Here is a 14,684-nt window from a genome sequence, read left to right on the forward strand (position 1 = left end):
GGGCCGACTTCTTATCCGGCACCCGCCGAGTGCCGATACAAGGGCCATCGGCACTCGACAATCGGCCCGAAAGGCAACGGGAATGAACGTGACGGTCACCGCTAAGCGGAATCCTCTGGCCGGGAGGCTGGCGGACTTCCGCGTCGGCACCAAGATCTACGTATCGGTGCTCGTGGTGGTGGTGGTCGCGCTGGCCATCGGCGTGCTCGGCATCATGCGGATGAACAACCTCAACGCCGCCATCAAGGGCATGAAGACCCAGCACGTCGACTCGCTCGTGCAGCTCAGCACGCTGCGCGGCGCGGCCGGCGACGGGTTCCAGAGCCTCTTCGGCTGGTCGGTCGGGCAGGACGCCACGGCCAAGGACGCCGCCCGCACGGGCCTGCGGTCCGCCGACGCCGCATTCCAGTCGGCGCTCACCGGCTACACCAAGCTCGCCGCCGGCTCGGCCGAGCGCACCGCGGCCGCCAAGGAGGTCGCCGCCAAGTTCGACTACTTCCAGAACCTGCGCAACGCCGTCATGTTCCAGGAGACGCCGGACGCCGGGTTCGAGATGCCGGCCACCGACCAGATCGCGCCGGTCTGGATCAAGACGCAGGCCGACCTCACCGCGGCCATCACCAAGCTCCAGCAGGTCGAGGACGCCGAGGCGAGCGCCATGATCACCACCGGCGCCGAGGAGTTCGACCGGTCCCGCACCCAGCTGATCGTGTTCATGGCGATCGCCCTGATCCTCGCCCTGGTCCTGGCCGCGTTCGTGGTCCGGGTCATCGTCCGCCAGCTGCACAGTGTCTCCGACTCGCTCGGCGCCGTCGCCCGCGGCGACCTCTCGGTCCCGGCCGAGGTGCGGGCCCGCGACGAGCTCGGCGAGATGGCGATGGCCGTCAACGAGGCCCGCGAGGGCCTGCGCGAGATGGTCGGCAGCCTGACCGCCAGCTCCCAGGCGCTGGGCCACAGCACCGAGCAGCTCACCGGCACGACCGAGCGGATCGGCGCCTCCGCCCAGGACGCCGCCCACCAGGCCGACGCCGTGGCCGCCGCGGCCGGCGTGGTCTCCGCCAACGTGCAGACCGTGGCCGCCGGCAGCGACGAGATGGGCGCCTCGATCCGCGAGATCGCGGAGAGCGCCAACCAGGCCGCCCGGGTCGCCTCCGAGGCCGTCGGCGTCGCCGAGAACACCAACGCGACCGTCTCCAAGCTGGGCGCCTCGAGCGCCGAGATCGGCAACGTGGTCAAGGCGATCACCGCGATCGCCGAGCAGACCAACCTGCTGGCCCTGAACGCGACCATCGAGGCGGCGCGGGCCGGCGAGTCGGGCAAGGGCTTCGCCGTGGTGGCGTCCGAGGTGAAGGACCTCGCCGGGGAGACCGCGAAGGCGACCGAGGACATCTCCCGGCGGGTCGAGGCGATCCAGTCGGACACGGCCAACGCGGTGGCGGCGATCGGCGAGATCTCGCAGATCATCGCCCGGATCAACGACTACCAGCTGACCATCGCCTCGGCGGTGGAGGAGCAGACGGCCACGACCGGCGAGATGAGCCGCAGCGTGGGCGACGCGGCCGAGGGCAGCAGCGACATCGCCGGGACCATCTCGGGCGTGGCGAGCGCGACCCAGAGCACGACCGCGACGCTGGCCGAGGCGCACGGCGCGGTGCGCGAGCTGGCCGGGATCAGCGCGGAGCTGCGCCAGGTCATCGGGCGGTTCAAGCTCTGATCCCGTACGGGAGAATGGTCGTCGTCCCTCGCGGACGGCGACCATTTTCGTGTCCGCCCTTTCCGCCCGCGCCACCACCGAGGATGATCCGTTGATGCGGAACGAAGTGAGCGGCGGCCGGCGCGCCGTGTGGATCGGCGCCGGATACGCCGCGCAGGGCTTCGGCTACGCGGCGGTGGTCACCGCGCTTCCCGCGTTCAAGTCCCGCCAGCACATCGGCGACGCGTTCGTCTCGGTCATCCTGCTGCTGGTCTGCGTCGCGGCGGCGGGTGGCTCGGTCCTCGCCGACAAGGCCGCCGCCCGCTGGGGCAGCCGGTACGCGCTCGGCGGCGGCCTGCTCGCGGTCTCGGCCGGCCTCGCCCTGACGACCTTCCACACGCCCACGGTCCTTTTCACGATCATTCTCATCGCGTACGGGGTCGGGCTCGGCGCCGTGGACGCCAGCCTCAGCATGCAGGGCGTCCTGGTCCAGGCCCGCCTGGGCCGGAGCGTGATGAGCCGCCTCTTCGCCGCCTACACCGCCGCCGCCATAACCGCCGCCCTGCTGATGTCCGGCTTCGCCGTCTCCGGCGGCGGCGCCGCGCTCGCGGTCGGCGCCGCCGCCGTGATCGCCGCCCTGGTCGTCCTGCTCGGCTTCTCGTCGCTGGAGCCGGCCCGCACGGTGATGCCCGAGCTGACCGGCGACAAGCGCCACGACGGCACCCGCCACGTGGTCTGGATCTGCGGCGCCTTCATCTTCACCGCGTTCCTGGCCGACTCGGCGGTCAGCACCTGGAGCTCGGTCTACCTGGACGACACCCTGCTGGCGACGGCCGCCGTGGTCCCGCTCGGCTACGCCGCCTACCAGGCCGCCGTGCTGCTCTCCCGCCTGGCCGGCGACCACGTGGTCCCGCGCATCGGCCGGGCCGGCGCCGCCGCCGGCAGCCTGCTGATCTGCGCCGTGGGCTGCGGCCTGGTCGTGGCCGTCCCGTCGATCCCGGTGGCCATCGCCGGCTTCGCCCTGACCGGCATCGGCGTAGGCATCCTGGTCCCCCTGGCGTTCAGCGCGGCCGGCGAGGCGTCCCCCGGCCACAGCGACGAGGTGATAGCCCGAGTAAACCTGTTCAACTACGGCGGCGCGCTGGTCGGCGCCGTTCTGCTGGGCGCCCTCTCGGAGCCGATCGGGTTGCGCACCGCGTTCATCATCCCGGTGCTGGGTTTGCTCGCGACCATCCCGGTGGTCCGCTCCCTGCGCCGCCTGCAGACGACGCCGGCCTTGCTCGACCCCCCGGCGACGGCGCCACGCTGATCTGGGTTCTGGGTCGTCGGGCCGCGCCCGGCCCCGGGCGGCCACCCAACCGGGCTCCGGGCGGGAAGCCGGGCCTCGGGCGGTCCAGCCCAGCTGGGCTCCGGGCGGCCGGCCCAGTCGGGTTCCGGGCCGCCAGCTCAGCCGGGCCGCCAGTTCAGCCGGGCCGCCAGTTCAGCCGGGCCGCCAGTTCAGCCGGGCCGCCAGTTCAGCCGGGCTGCCAGTTCAGCCGGGCTGCCAGTTCAGCCGGGCTGCCAGTTCAGCCGGGCTGCCAGTTCAGCCGGGCTGCCAGTTCAGCCGGGCTGCCAGCTCAGCCGGGCTGCCAGCTCAGCCGGGTCGCCAGCTCAGCCGGGTCGCCAGCTCAGCCGGGCCTCCGGGCCATAGAGCCCGGGCTGCCCTCACGCCTCGCGGTCCTTTGCTCTGCTTACCTATACGCGCAACGGCTGCGGTGGAGCAAGCAGGGCCGAGGTCGGCGGGGTGCCTCGCTCGAGCGCGCGTATAGGTAAGCAGAGCAAAGCTCGCGAATGGGCGGCTCTGCCGCGCGCGTATAGGTAAGCAGAGCAAAGCCTGCGGGTGGGTGGCCCTGTCGCGCGCGTAGGGGTGAGCAGAGCGAAGTCGGCGGGTGGGTGGCCCTCCCGCGCGCGTATTGGTAAGCAGAGCAAAGGGGGCGCGCCGTCAGTGGTGGGGATCGGGTGCGGTGGCCACGGGCCCGCCGACCTCGAAGTCGAGGGCGGTCAACGCTGCGGGACTGTCGGTGGCCCAGCCTACGTAGACGTCGGGGCCACGCTCCGAACGCCGTTCGAGCACCGTCACGTCCACGCCCGCGAGCCGCAGCTCGGCCGCCCGGAACAGGCCGACCGGGCCGGCGCCGACGATCACGACGTCCCCCATGGACGCGCATCCTAAGTGGAAGCGCCAATGGTTCGCAGGTGCGTACTTGTCGCCACCTGACCAGCCAGGTGAGGATCGGCGCATGTCGACGCCCGCCCCGTACCGGCTGATCGCCGACGGGCTGCGCGACCAGATCCTCGACGGCGAGCTGCCCGCCGGCGCCAAGCTGCCGTCCCAGCACGAGCTCGCCGCCCGCCACCACGTCGCCCGCGCCACCGTCCAGTCGGCGCTGCGCAGCCTGCAGCACGACGGCCTGATCACCTCGCGCAAGGGCGCCGGCCATTTCGTGGCCGGCGCCGTCCGGGGGGAGTCCGGCTGCCCGGCCCGTTGCGAGCTCGACCCGTCGCAGCTGGCCTGGCTCGCCGACCGTCCGCGGCCGGTGCCCGCCCACCGGCCGCGACCGGTGCTCGCCGACCAGCCGCGGCCGGTGCCGGCCCGCCGACCGCGACCGGCGCTGGAGCCGGCCCGGGTGCTGCGGTGCGAGCTGGAGGGGTCGCACGCCGGCCCGCACGCCGCCCTCGGCCGGGCGGCGGGCGACACCGGGTGGTGGGTCCGCTGGACGCTGCACGCCTCCGAGATGAACCCGCACCGGGCGTGCCCGGCCGGCGCCTGCGTGCTCTACGAGGATCACGAAGGCCGGCACTTCGACGGCGGCGGTTATCGATAGCGGGCCTCCCGTAGCCTGCCGATGTGATCCGGTTCCTGGTTCCGCGCGTGGTCGCGGTCATCGCGGTGCTGATGGCGGTGATGGTCGGGGTCCCGTCCGGCTCGGATCTGATCGCCTACGGCTGGCACACCGTCACCGTTCGGGTGGATTACTGCGTGGAGGGGAGCTCACCGGACAACCGGGAGTGCGGGGTGAGCTGGGGCGCCGGGGAAGGTCAGCGCAGCGGCACGGTCATCGTGCCCGTGGCCGCAGCCGTGACCGGTGGGGCCGTGGCCGCGCGGGTGCACGGCGACGAAGCGGTGGTTCCCGGCCCGCTCTGGCGCGCCGCGTCCGGCACGGCGCTCGGGATCGTCCTCCTCGCGGTCGCCGTTGTGCTGATGGCCCGCAGTCCACACAGTTCGAGATCCCGCCGGCCCGCCTGAAGCGGCCGGTCCGCCGGAACGGCGTTGTGCCGCCCGGGCGGACGCGGGATGCTGGGTTCCGTGGCGCGGGGCGCACGGCCGATCGCGGCATCGGCGACTGCCGTCAGCCGGTGGCCGTTCGTGGGGCGCGCCTCCCTCCTGGACGCCGTCGACGCCGCGCTCGGGGCCGATCACACGGCGGCGGTGCTGCTCTACGGCCAGTCCGGGGTCGGCAAGACCCGGCTCGGGAACGAGTGCGCCGACCGGGCCGTGGCCGCCGGCCGGCCGGTGGCCCGGGTCAGCGCGAACCGGGCGCTGGCCCAGATTCCGCTCGGCGCCCTGGTCGCCCTGCTGACCTCGGGCGACCCGGCCGGCGTCACCGACGACTTCGTCAAGCTGTTCGCCTACGCGCGGCGGGTGGTGTCGGGGCTCGGCCGGGGGCGGCGGCTGGTGCTGTTCGTCGACGACCTGCCGGCGCTTGACTCGCTCTCGGTCGCGCTGCTGGCGCAACTGGCCGAGGTCGGGGCGGTGGTGCTGCTGGCGACGATCCGGGACGGCGAGGCGGTGCCGGACGCCTTCGCGGGGCTGTGGAGCGGGGATCGGGCCGTGCGGGTCGACGTGCCGCTGCTGCGCCGCGGCGAGTGCCATGCGCTGCTGGGGGCCGTGCTCGGCGGGACGGTGAGCGCGAGCTGCGTGGCCGGGCTCTACCGGGCGAGCAAGGGAAACGCCCTTCACCTGCGCGAGCTGGTGCACGGCGCCCGGGCCGACGGCTCGCTCGTCGCGGTGAACGGCGCCTGGCGGCTGACCCGGCCGCCGGCCGCCACGGTGGCCCTGCGCGACCTGCTCGCCGGCCGGCTCGCGGAGGTGACCGACCCGGCCGAGCGCGCGGTGCTGGAGCGGCTGGCCCTGTGCCATCCGCTCGCCGTGGACGAGTTTCCCGGCGAGACCGACCGGCACGCGCTGGCCCGGCTGGACGAGATCGGCCTGGTGCGCCTGACCGAGGACGGCGGCCGGCTGTTCGCCGAGCTGTCCCATCCGCAGTACGCCCAGGTGGTACGGACCGGGCTGTCCCGGCTGCGGGCCCGGGCCCTGCTGGTGGAGCAGGCCGAGCTGGTCGGCCGGCGGCCGGGCGGCGACGTCGACGCGCTGCGGGTGGCGACCTGGCGGCTGGAGGCCACCGGCACCGCCGACCCGGGGCTGCTCGTGCGGGCGGCGCGGCTGGCCCGGATGGCGCACGACTTCGCGGCCGTGCAGCGCCTGGCCGGAGCGGCCGTGCAACGGCTGGCCGGAGCGGCCGTGCATCGGCTGGCCGGGGCCACGGGCGGCGCCGCCGCCGAGTTGCTGCTGCTCCTCGGCGAGGCCCAGGGCGAGCTGGGGCGGCCGGACGACGGGCTGGCGACGCTCGACCGGGCGGCCGGGCTGCCCGCGACCACGCCGATCATGGCGCGGCTCGCGGTGGCCCGGGCCATGATCCTCGGCTACTACTGCGGGCAGCCGGACGAGGCGCTGGCGGTGCTGCGGGAGGCCCGGCGGAGCCTGCCGGACCAGGGCGCGGCGCTGGCGTACGCGGCGGCCGGCCTGTTCGGCGACGCCGACGAGACCGCGGCCGCGCTGGCCGAGCTGGACAGCGTCGGGCCGCTCGGAGGGCCGCTCGGAGGGCCGCTCGGCGGGCACGGCGCCGACTGGGCGATGGCGGTCGTCCCGGCGCTGGCGACGGCCGGGCGCACCGACGAGGCGGTCGCGGTGGCGGCGGACGCCGTCGCCCGGTGGCACGGCACCGACCACGCCGGGGTGCGGCACCCGAGCGAGGCGTTGATGGCCCTGGCGCTGGCGCTGTCCGAGGACGGTCGCCTCGACGAAGCGGTCACCGCCGCCCGGCAGGCCCTGGGCTGCACCCTCGACCACGGGCTGGACCGCTCGGCCTGTTCGGCCGCGTCCCGGCTGGCGGGCGTCTACCTGCTGACCGGCCGGCCGCGCAGCGCCCTGCGGCTGTACCGGGACGTGGTGAGCGGGGCCCGCTCGTACGGGCTGGAGAGTCAGTGGCAGCTCGGGCTGTGTGGCCTGACCGTCGCGGCGTCCTGGCTCGGCGATCGGGGCGCCGCCCGGGCCGCGTGGGCGGAGCTGCCCCCGGCCGAGGGCCCGGCCGGCGCCTGGCGGATCGTCGCGCGGGCCTGGCTGTCGGCGGCCGAGGGCGACCTCGGCGCCGCGATCGAGCTGCTCGAGGCCGGTGGCGACGACGCGGGGCGGCGCGGCCAGTACGCGGTGGCCGCCGCCCTCTGGCACGACGTGGTCCGGCTGGGACAGGCCGGGCGGGCCGCCCCGCGGCTGGCCGAGCTGGCCGCGGCCGGACGCAGCCCGTTCATGGCGGCACGGGCCGCGCACGCCGCCGCCTTCGCCGGGCGGGACGTCACCGGGCTGGCCGAGGCGGCGGACTCCTTCGAGCGGATGGGCGCGGTGCTGTTCGCCGCCGAGGCCGCGGCCAACGCCGCCCAGGCCGCCCGCGCCGCCGGCTCGCCCCGGCCGGCCGCCGCCCTGCTGAACCGGGCGACGGCGCTGGCCCGCCGCTGTGAGGGCGCGTGCACGCCGGCCCTGCTCGTCGCCGACGGCGTCGAGCCGCTCACCTGGAGGGAACGGGAGATCGCGATGATGGCCGCCGCCGGCATGCCGAGCCGGGACATCGCCGAGCGCCTGGTCCTATCGGTCCGGACCGTCGACAACCACCTGCGCAACGGGTATCAGAAGCTCGGCGTCAGCTCCCGGACGGAGTTGCGTTCGGCGCTCGGGGCGGTGCGGTGACGGCCGGTGCGGTGACGGCCGGTGCGGTGACGACCGCCGCGCGCCAGTGCTCCAGCCGCCGGACCAGCCGGTCGACCGCCGCCGGGTCGCTGCCCAGATCGCGCAGGGCGGTGGCCAGGTGGCCGATCAGCGCGTCGAACGCCTCGTCGGTGATGGTCAGCCCGGCGTGGGCGGTGGCCAGGTCCCGGCCGTTGAACAGGTCCGGCCCGCCCAGCGCGCCGGCGAGAAACGCCAGCTGGTGGGCGCGCAGCCGGGACATGTCCACGCCGGCGAACCAGGGCGCGAGCTCCGGGTCGGCCAGCACCCGGTGGTAGAGCAGGTTGACCGCGGTCCGGAGCGTCGCCGCGTCCCCGATGTCCTCGAACAACGCGCCCATGTCATCTCCCCGCCGGGCTACTCACCCGGACGCCAGGGCAGGAGTTGAGTAGCCGTTACTCAGGTCCCGCCGGGCCCATTCAACGACTCTTTGACTCATGAATTCAACTTCACGAGCAAGCTTGGGTACGGCGATCACGCTGCTGGCCGGCACACTGGCCGGCCTGACCATGGCGCCGTCGGTCGCCGAGGCGGCGCCCGTCGTGCGGCCGGCCGAGGTCGGCACGGTCGCGATCGGGGACGCCACGGTGACGTTCCTGGCCGAGCCCGGCCCCGACGGACAGCCCGAGATCGGGATCCGCGAGCACGGCTCCCTGAAAAGCGGGTCGCCGGTCGCCCGGCTGGTCGCGCGACGGTTCACGCCGCTGGAGATCTTCCTCGCCCTGGCGCCGCGGGGCGCCACCGCGCCGGCCGAGCTGATCCGGGCCCAGCCGGCGGCCGCCGCCCGGCTCGGCCGGGACAGCGCCGTGCGCACCGCGCCGGCCGGCAGCCCGCTCGCGCTGTCGGCGCTGACCTGCTGGGACACGATCTTCACCGGTCCCGGCGACTGGTACGACACCGCCGACGTGGTCTATCCCGGTGGCCCGGGCACGCAGTACGTGGGCGGCGTCTCGCAGTTCGACACCACCGCCCCGGTCGCGTTCGGCGCGTGCAACGACTCGGCCGCCGCCATGACCGTCAGCTACGCGTACAACCAGCGCTGGCGCAACGACGGCTGGTCGGCCAGCGGCTCCTACCCGCTCGGCCCGGGCGGCTACTACGCCTGGTACTACCAGTGGAGCGGTTACAAGAGCGGCGTCCAGAAGGGCGCCTCCTACAAGATCAGCGCAACCGCCGCGGCTGGTGGCTCGTACCACTTGGTGACCGGCATCTGGTGGCCAGGCTTCTAGGGGCATCCCCCGAGCGAGCTACCGGCAAGTGTCCACCGCGCGGTGACGATTCCATCGGCATTGATCCATAGCGTTCGAGGTGTCCGCGGCACGGGGTCGCGGCACCTCGAACAGGAGTCGTCATGCGACTGGTGAAGCAGCTCGTGGTGGTCGGAGTCGTCGCGTTCCTGGGTAGCCTCGCGGTCGGCGCGGCGAACTGGAATCCGGCGGCCACCCTCATCCTCGGCCTGGCCGCGGCGGTGCTGGCGCTTCTCGCGTACGGCTGGATCGTCCGCCGCACCGAGCGCAGGGAACCCGCCGAGATCGCCCTCCCCGGCGCCGCAAGCGCCCTGGGCCGCGGCACGCTCCTCGGCATCGGGCTGTTCGCCGCCGTCATCGCCGCCATCGCGCTGCTCGGCGGCTACTCGGCCGGATGGGGATCGGTAGCGGGGGCGATCGCGCTGATCGGCTTCATGGCCGCGGCCGCCACCACCGAGGAGCTGATCTTCCGCGGCGTCCTGTTCCGGATCGTCGAGGAACGCACCGGCACCTGGATCGCCCTCGGCCTGACCGGCCTGCTGTTCGGTCTCGTCCATCTGGTCAACCCGCACGCCAGCCTGTGGGGCGCGATCGCCATCGCCATCGAGGCCGGCGGCATGCTGGCCGCCGCCTACGCCGCGACCCGCACCCTGTGGCTGCCGATCGGCCTGCACTTCGGCTGGAACCTGGCCGAGGGCGCGATCTTCGGCACCGAGGTCTCCGGCAGCAACACACCGGAGGGGCTGCTGCACGGGACCCTGTCCGGCTCGACGGCGCTGACCGGCGGCGAGTTCGGCCCCGAGGGCAGCCTCTACTCGGTGCTGGCCGGCCTGCTGGTGACCGCCGCGTTCATGTGGCTGGCCCGCCGCCGGGGCCACATCGTGCCGCGCCGCCGCCGTGCCACCCCGGCCGCTACGCTCGCCGAATGATCGCGCTGGCGAGGCGAGTCCCGGGCCGGTGGCGGGCGCTGCCCGTCACGGTCCGGGACGGCCTGTTCGCGGTGGCGATCGCCGTCGCGTCGGTGGTGCCGGCGTGGCGCGGCCACGGCACCGAGGTCGGCGAGCTGCCCGCCCGGCCGTTCGACGCGCTCGCGTACCTGGTGATCGCCCTGGAAAGCCTGCCGCTCGCCGTGCGCCGCCGGTGGCCCGCGCTCTGCCTCGCGCTCGTCTACGCCGGGTTCGCGGCCGACCAGCTCCGCGGCTACCACACGGTGGCCGGCACGGCGCTGCCGATCGCGCTGGTGAGCGTGGCGGCGCACCAGACCCGGGGCCGGTTCCTGGTGGCGGCCGCGTTCTCCGTCGCGTACGTGCCGCTCGCCGTTGCTCTTGATCGTCGTGGTTCGAGCGAGGGGTTCGCCGGGTTCGTCTCGTTCTATCTGGTGCTGGCCGGCGCCTGGGGCCTGGGGGAGTGGCTGCGGCTCTCGCGCAACGCCGAGGCCGAGCGCCGCCGGCACGTCGCCGAGGCCACCCGCACGGCGGAACGCACGCGCATCGCCCGCGAGCTGCACGACGTGGTGACCCACCACGTGACCGCGATGGTCGTGCAGGCCGAGGCGGCGCGCTATCTGACGGCGGCGCCGGAGAAGCTCGACGCGACGCTCACCGCGGTCACCGACACCGGGCGGCACGCGATCGCCGACCTGCGGCACCTCCTCGACCTGCTCAACCCCGATCATGGGACGCGTACGCCCGCGCTCGGTGATCTGAAGACGCTGGTGTCCCAGGCCCGGACGGCCGGGCAGCCCGTGGAGTTCGTCGAGGAGGGCGCGTCCGGCAGCGGCAGCAGTGCCGAAGTGGCCGCTTACCGGGTGGTGCAGGAGGCGCTGACAAATGCCCTTAAATACGCACAAGGGTGCCCGACGCAGATCTCCGTGCGGCACGGCAACGGCGAGGTGCTGGTTTCGGTGATGACGGTGGGGGAGATCGACGCGAGGATCGGCGGCAGCGGACGGGGACTCGCCGGGCTCCGGGAGCGCGTCGAACTGCTCGGCGGCGAGTTCAGCGCCGGGCGGGACGACGGCACGGGCTTCGTCGTGCGGGCCCGGATCCCCACCGGCGGCGCGGCGTGACCATCCGCGTCCTCGTCTGCGACGACCAGGCCCTCATCCGCACCGGCTTCGCCACGATCATCGGCGCCCAGCCCGACATGGAGGTGGTCGGCGAGTGCGGCGACGGGCGGTCGGCGGTCGACCTGGCCGCCCGCACCCGGCCGGACGTCGTGGTGATGGACGTCCGGATGCCGGTGCTCGACGGCATCGAGGCCACCCGCCTGCTCGCCGGTTCCGGGGTGGCCGAGCCGGTCAAGGTTCTGGTGGTGACGACCTTCAACCTCGACGAGTACGTGTACGAGGCCCTTCGCGCCGGTGCGAGCGGCTTCCTGCTCAAGGACGCCCCGCCCGCCCAGCTGCTGACCGGCATCCGCACCGTGGCGGCCGGCGCCGCGCTGCTCGCCCCCGAGGTGACCCGGCAACTGGTCGGCCGGTACGCGGCCCGCATCCGCCCGGCCGGCGGCTCGCCCGGCGATCTCCCGCTGACGCCGCGCGAGCGGGAGGTGCTGCGCCTGATCGCCGACGGCCTGTCCAACGGCGAGATCGCGGCGGCGCTGGTCATCAGCCACGAGACGGTCAAGACGTACGTCTCCCGGATCCTGACCAAGCTCGATCTGCGGGACCGCGTCCAGGCTGTCGTCTATGCGTACCGGCACGGGTTGGTGACCTGAGAGCATCACCGGCCGGACACCTCCCGTTCACCTGCCGTCCACCTCGGACCGTGAGGCTCCGCACGTCAGTGCTGATTAGAGAGCCATCACAGGAGTGTGGACAAATGGCCGTTTCTCGTCGCCAGATCCTGACCGGAGGCGCCGCCGCGGGCGTCGGCCTGTCCGTCGCCGGCGTGCTGCCGAGCCTCGCCTCGCCCGCCGCCGCCCACGGGCGTACGTCTTCTTCCGGCCGGCCGTTCCCGCCGCTTCAGGACGACCCGAACGGCATTCTCGCGCTGCCGCCCGGCTTCTCGTACCGGATCGTCACCCGCGAGGGCCAGACCGACCTGGCGTCCGGACAGGGCAAGACGCCCGCCTACCACGACGGCACGGGCGTGGTCGACGCCGGCCGGAACCGCCTCACGATCATCCAGAACCACGAGATGACGCCGTACATGTCGGAGTTCGGCGTCCCGCACGTCGCCGGCACCGTCTACGACCCGGGCGCCGTCAACGCCAGCGGCTGCACCGTGATCACCACCGACGGCAACGGCAAGGCCATCGCCGAGTGGGTCGGCATCTCCGGCACCGTGCGCAACTGCGCGGGCGGCGTCACCCCCTGGGGCACCTGGCTCACCTGCGAGGAGACCTTCATCAACGCGGGCGCCACCTGGTCGGCGGCGGGGCACACCGGCGCGTACGAGAAGAACCACGGCTACGTCTTCGAGGTCTTCGAGGCCCCGTCCGGCCACCAGATTCCCAAGCCCATCAAGGCATTCGGCCGGTACGAGCATGAAGCGCTCGCGGTCGAGCCCGATCTCCGGCACGTGTACCTCTCGGAGGACGCCAGCGGCCCGAACGGCCTGTTCTACCGGTGGACCGCGCCGCACGGGGCGCGCCTCGGCAAGGGCCTCGCGAACACGCTCGGCGACACCGCCGGCAAGCTCGAGGCGATGCAGATCCGGATGGACGACGGCAGCATCCTCCCCGACGTCGCGTTCCTCACCTCGGCGCAGCTGGGCCGCCCGTTCAAGGTGACCTGGGCCGAGGTGGCCGACCGGGACGCGGTCTCGGCGCCGACCCGCACCCAGTTCGCCGACGGCACGGTCACCCGCGGCAAGAAGTTCGAGGGCGTCTGGAGCAACGGCAAGGGCGTCTACATCGTCAACAGCTTCGCCTTCGGCGCGAACGACCTGCCGGCCGGCGCCACCAAGCACGACGGCATGGTCTGGTTCTACGACTACGACGACCAGACGATCACGCTGGTCACCTACTTCCCGCACAACCCCGAGTCGGAGACCGAGGGCGCGTTCCCGAAGTACGCCGACCTGGTCTTCGACGGCCCCGACAACGTGACCGTCACCCCGTGGGGCACGCTGGTGCTGGCCGAGGACGGCGTGAAGGCGTCGCACGTGCTCAGCGCCGTGCCCGGCGGCCCGACGTACGCGATCGCCCGCAACATGCTCAGCAACGGCGTCTCGGCCGGCTCGCCGACGTACTCCGAGTTCACCGGCCCGACCTTCTCGCCGGACGGCAAGATCCTGTTCGTGAACATCCAGGTGCCCGGCATCACGCTGGCCATCACCGGCCCGTGGGAGAAGTACCTCGGCTGATCATCCCGGCCCGTACGAGAACCAGCCGCTCGACGGGCGCGGCGGGAGCGGTGGCTCCCGGTGCTCGACGGGCGGCTGCGGGGGCCAGAGCACCTCGCTGCGGCCGGCGGCGGCGCGGATCAGCGCGCCGTCGACGGCCGTCCGCGTCTCCGCGATCCCGAACCGCGGCCAGGCGAGCACGAAGGTCACCGGCCCGTCCGGCGGCAGCGGCGCCACCCAGTAGTCCTGATCGACGCCGGTGTCGCCGCCCCCGCCGCCCCGCTGCAGGAGCGCGAGCGACCGGGTCCGACGCGGATCGGGCGTATCCAGCGTCGAGGCGCGGCGGCCGTCGGCGTACTCGATGCCGAGCAGCAGCCGCTGCTCGAGCGACTCCGTCGAGCGCGGGTGCGGATGGGTGCTGATCATGTGGAACAGCCCGTCGACGGCCTCCCTCAGCCGTACCGCGAGGTTGAAGCGGAATCCGTTGCTGAACGCCTCGACCTGCGTGATCCCGACCGCCGCGTCCCCCGTCCGGCCGAGCACCGCGCTCAGCCCGACCCCCGCCGGAAGCTCGTTCTCCGGCGGTTGCATGAGCGTCCGCCATGCCTCGATCTGCTCGGGCGCGAGCGGCTCGTCGTCCGGTCCCTTGCTCACCCACATGCCGCCATCGTCCTCCCGTCAGGCAACCACGAGCAGAACGATCGCCACGAGCGGCGCGACCCCTTGCACCGCCGCGGCCCGCAACATGCGCCGGTTGGTCGCCAGCAACACCAGCGCCGCCGCGATCATGCTGCCGCACGCCGCCGCGACGAGAGCCCGCCCGGCCGCCTCCTGATCGGCGTTCAGCAGGATGAGCCCGACCGCCGCCACGATCGCCAGAAACAGGTTGTAGAACCCCTGGTTGAAGGCCCACGGCCGGACCGCGGGCAGCTCGCTCTCGCTGACCCCGAACGCCTGCCGCCCGACCGGCCGCGAGAAGAGCAAGCTCTCCAGCACGAAGATGTACACGTGGATGAGGGCCGCCAGCCCCGCGAAGACCTGCCCGACACCGTTCATGATCGGGCATTCTGCCCCGGCCGCCCGCAGATTTCACTCCCCGGGGTTCAGGGAAACCATGCGCCACGGCGAACGGCGGACCACCCGTGGGCCCGACCGTGTGCCGCACCCCGCCTTGTCCGTTTGAGGGACGCCGCCGTCTTTTGACCGACGGCCGTCCTGCCGTTCGCGATCTTCGGTCGCGGGGAGACGGGGGAGAACGCGCGCCTCGTCCTCCGTCATCTGCTCGACCCGTTCGAAACGCTGCTCGACGTCTTCAAGCGCCGCGGCGGGCGGCGCGCGACGGCGCGCGCCTGCTGGCG

The 14,684-nt window shown here is 73.7% G+C and carries 13 protein-coding genes and 1 pseudogene; 10 read left to right on the forward strand and 4 right to left on the reverse strand.

The genetic code is table 11. The features are described from left to right. Positions 1 to 82: 82 nt before the first annotated feature. Together ACZ6TB_RS31745 and ACZ6TB_RS31750 are read left to right on the forward strand one after the other, a co-directional pair. The gene (locus ACZ6TB_RS31745; RefSeq protein WP_465560408.1) at positions 83 to 1,714 is read left to right on the forward strand and encodes a methyl-accepting chemotaxis protein; all 1,632 of its coding nucleotides are present in this window, start codon (positions 83 to 85) and stop codon (positions 1,712 to 1,714) included. A gap of 94 nt (positions 1,715 to 1,808) precedes the next feature. Beyond that, a complete protein-coding gene (locus ACZ6TB_RS31750) occupies positions 1,809 to 3,002 on the forward strand; it encodes an MFS transporter (RefSeq protein ID WP_465560411.1) in 1,194 nt (397 codons plus the stop codon). Between the two features lie 780 nt (positions 3,003 to 3,782). On the opposite strand, the pseudogene ACZ6TB_RS31755 reads toward ACZ6TB_RS31750, so the two are convergent. After that, positions 3,783 to 3,890 (reverse strand): annotated as a pseudogene (locus ACZ6TB_RS31755) (FAD-dependent oxidoreductase); the annotation flags it as partial. An 82-nt stretch (positions 3,891 to 3,972) separates the two neighbouring features. On the opposite strand from ACZ6TB_RS31755, the gene ACZ6TB_RS31760 reads away from it, so the two are divergent. From ACZ6TB_RS31760 to ACZ6TB_RS31770, 3 genes are all read left to right on the forward strand, one after another. Then, a complete protein-coding gene (locus ACZ6TB_RS31760; protein ID WP_465560413.1) occupies positions 3,973 to 4,557 on the forward strand; it encodes a winged helix-turn-helix domain-containing protein in 585 nt (194 codons plus the stop codon). Between the two features lie 23 nt (positions 4,558 to 4,580). Beyond that, entirely contained in the window at positions 4,581 to 4,979 is a 399-nt protein-coding gene (locus ACZ6TB_RS31765) for a hypothetical protein (RefSeq protein WP_465560416.1), read from the forward strand. Between the two features lie 120 nt (positions 4,980 to 5,099). Further along, the gene (locus ACZ6TB_RS31770) at positions 5,100 to 7,754 is read left to right on the forward strand and encodes a helix-turn-helix transcriptional regulator (protein ID WP_465560419.1); all 2,655 of its coding nucleotides are present in this window, start codon (positions 5,100 to 5,102) and stop codon (positions 7,752 to 7,754) included. Here the strand turns inward: ACZ6TB_RS31770 and ACZ6TB_RS31775 are convergent. Then, on the reverse strand, positions 7,708 to 8,130 hold the full coding sequence (locus tag ACZ6TB_RS31775) for a group I truncated hemoglobin (RefSeq protein ID WP_465560422.1): 423 nt from the start codon (positions 8,128 to 8,130) through the stop codon (positions 7,708 to 7,710). The genes ACZ6TB_RS31770 and ACZ6TB_RS31775 overlap by 47 nt on opposite strands. Before the next feature lie 121 nt (positions 8,131 to 8,251). Here ACZ6TB_RS31775 and ACZ6TB_RS31780 point away from each other — a divergent pair, with 121 nt between their 5' ends. The 5 genes from ACZ6TB_RS31780 to ACZ6TB_RS31800 all read left to right on the forward strand — a co-directional run bounded on the left by ACZ6TB_RS31780 (position 8,252) and on the right by ACZ6TB_RS31800 (position 13,347). After that, the gene (locus ACZ6TB_RS31780) at positions 8,252 to 9,019 is read left to right on the forward strand and encodes a hypothetical protein (RefSeq protein ID WP_465560424.1); all 768 of its coding nucleotides are present in this window, start codon (positions 8,252 to 8,254) and stop codon (positions 9,017 to 9,019) included. Positions 9,020 to 9,141: 122 nt separating this feature from the next. Further along, positions 9,142 to 9,966, forward strand: coding sequence for a lysostaphin resistance A-like protein (locus ACZ6TB_RS31785; RefSeq protein ID WP_465560427.1), 825 nt, complete (start codon positions 9,142 to 9,144; stop codon positions 9,964 to 9,966). Further along, the gene (locus ACZ6TB_RS31790; protein ID WP_465560430.1) at positions 9,963 to 11,105 is read left to right on the forward strand and encodes a sensor histidine kinase; all 1,143 of its coding nucleotides are present in this window, start codon (positions 9,963 to 9,965) and stop codon (positions 11,103 to 11,105) included. The genes ACZ6TB_RS31785 and ACZ6TB_RS31790 overlap by 4 nt, the downstream gene beginning before the upstream one ends. Then, positions 11,102 to 11,755 (forward strand): response regulator, encoded by a 654-nt coding sequence (locus ACZ6TB_RS31795; protein WP_465560433.1) that lies wholly within the window; start codon positions 11,102 to 11,104, stop codon positions 11,753 to 11,755. The genes ACZ6TB_RS31790 and ACZ6TB_RS31795 overlap by 4 nt, the downstream gene beginning before the upstream one ends. Before the next feature lie 104 nt (positions 11,756 to 11,859). Further along, positions 11,860 to 13,347, forward strand: coding sequence for an alkaline phosphatase PhoX (locus tag ACZ6TB_RS31800; protein WP_465560435.1), 1,488 nt, complete (start codon positions 11,860 to 11,862; stop codon positions 13,345 to 13,347). Here ACZ6TB_RS31800 and ACZ6TB_RS31805 read toward each other — a convergent pair whose 3' ends face one another. Both ACZ6TB_RS31805 and ACZ6TB_RS31810 read right to left on the reverse strand, forming a co-directional pair. After that, entirely contained in the window at positions 13,348 to 13,986 is a 639-nt protein-coding gene (locus ACZ6TB_RS31805) for a hypothetical protein (protein WP_465560438.1), read from the reverse strand. It abuts the gene before it with no gap. Positions 13,987 to 14,004: 18 nt separating this feature from the next. Then, the gene (locus tag ACZ6TB_RS31810) at positions 14,005 to 14,382 is read right to left on the reverse strand and encodes a DUF1304 domain-containing protein (protein ID WP_465560441.1); all 378 of its coding nucleotides are present in this window, start codon (positions 14,380 to 14,382) and stop codon (positions 14,005 to 14,007) included. Between the last annotated feature and the right edge of the window lie 302 nt (positions 14,383 to 14,684).

The organism is Actinoplanes sp. NPDC051537, assembly GCF_055586105.1.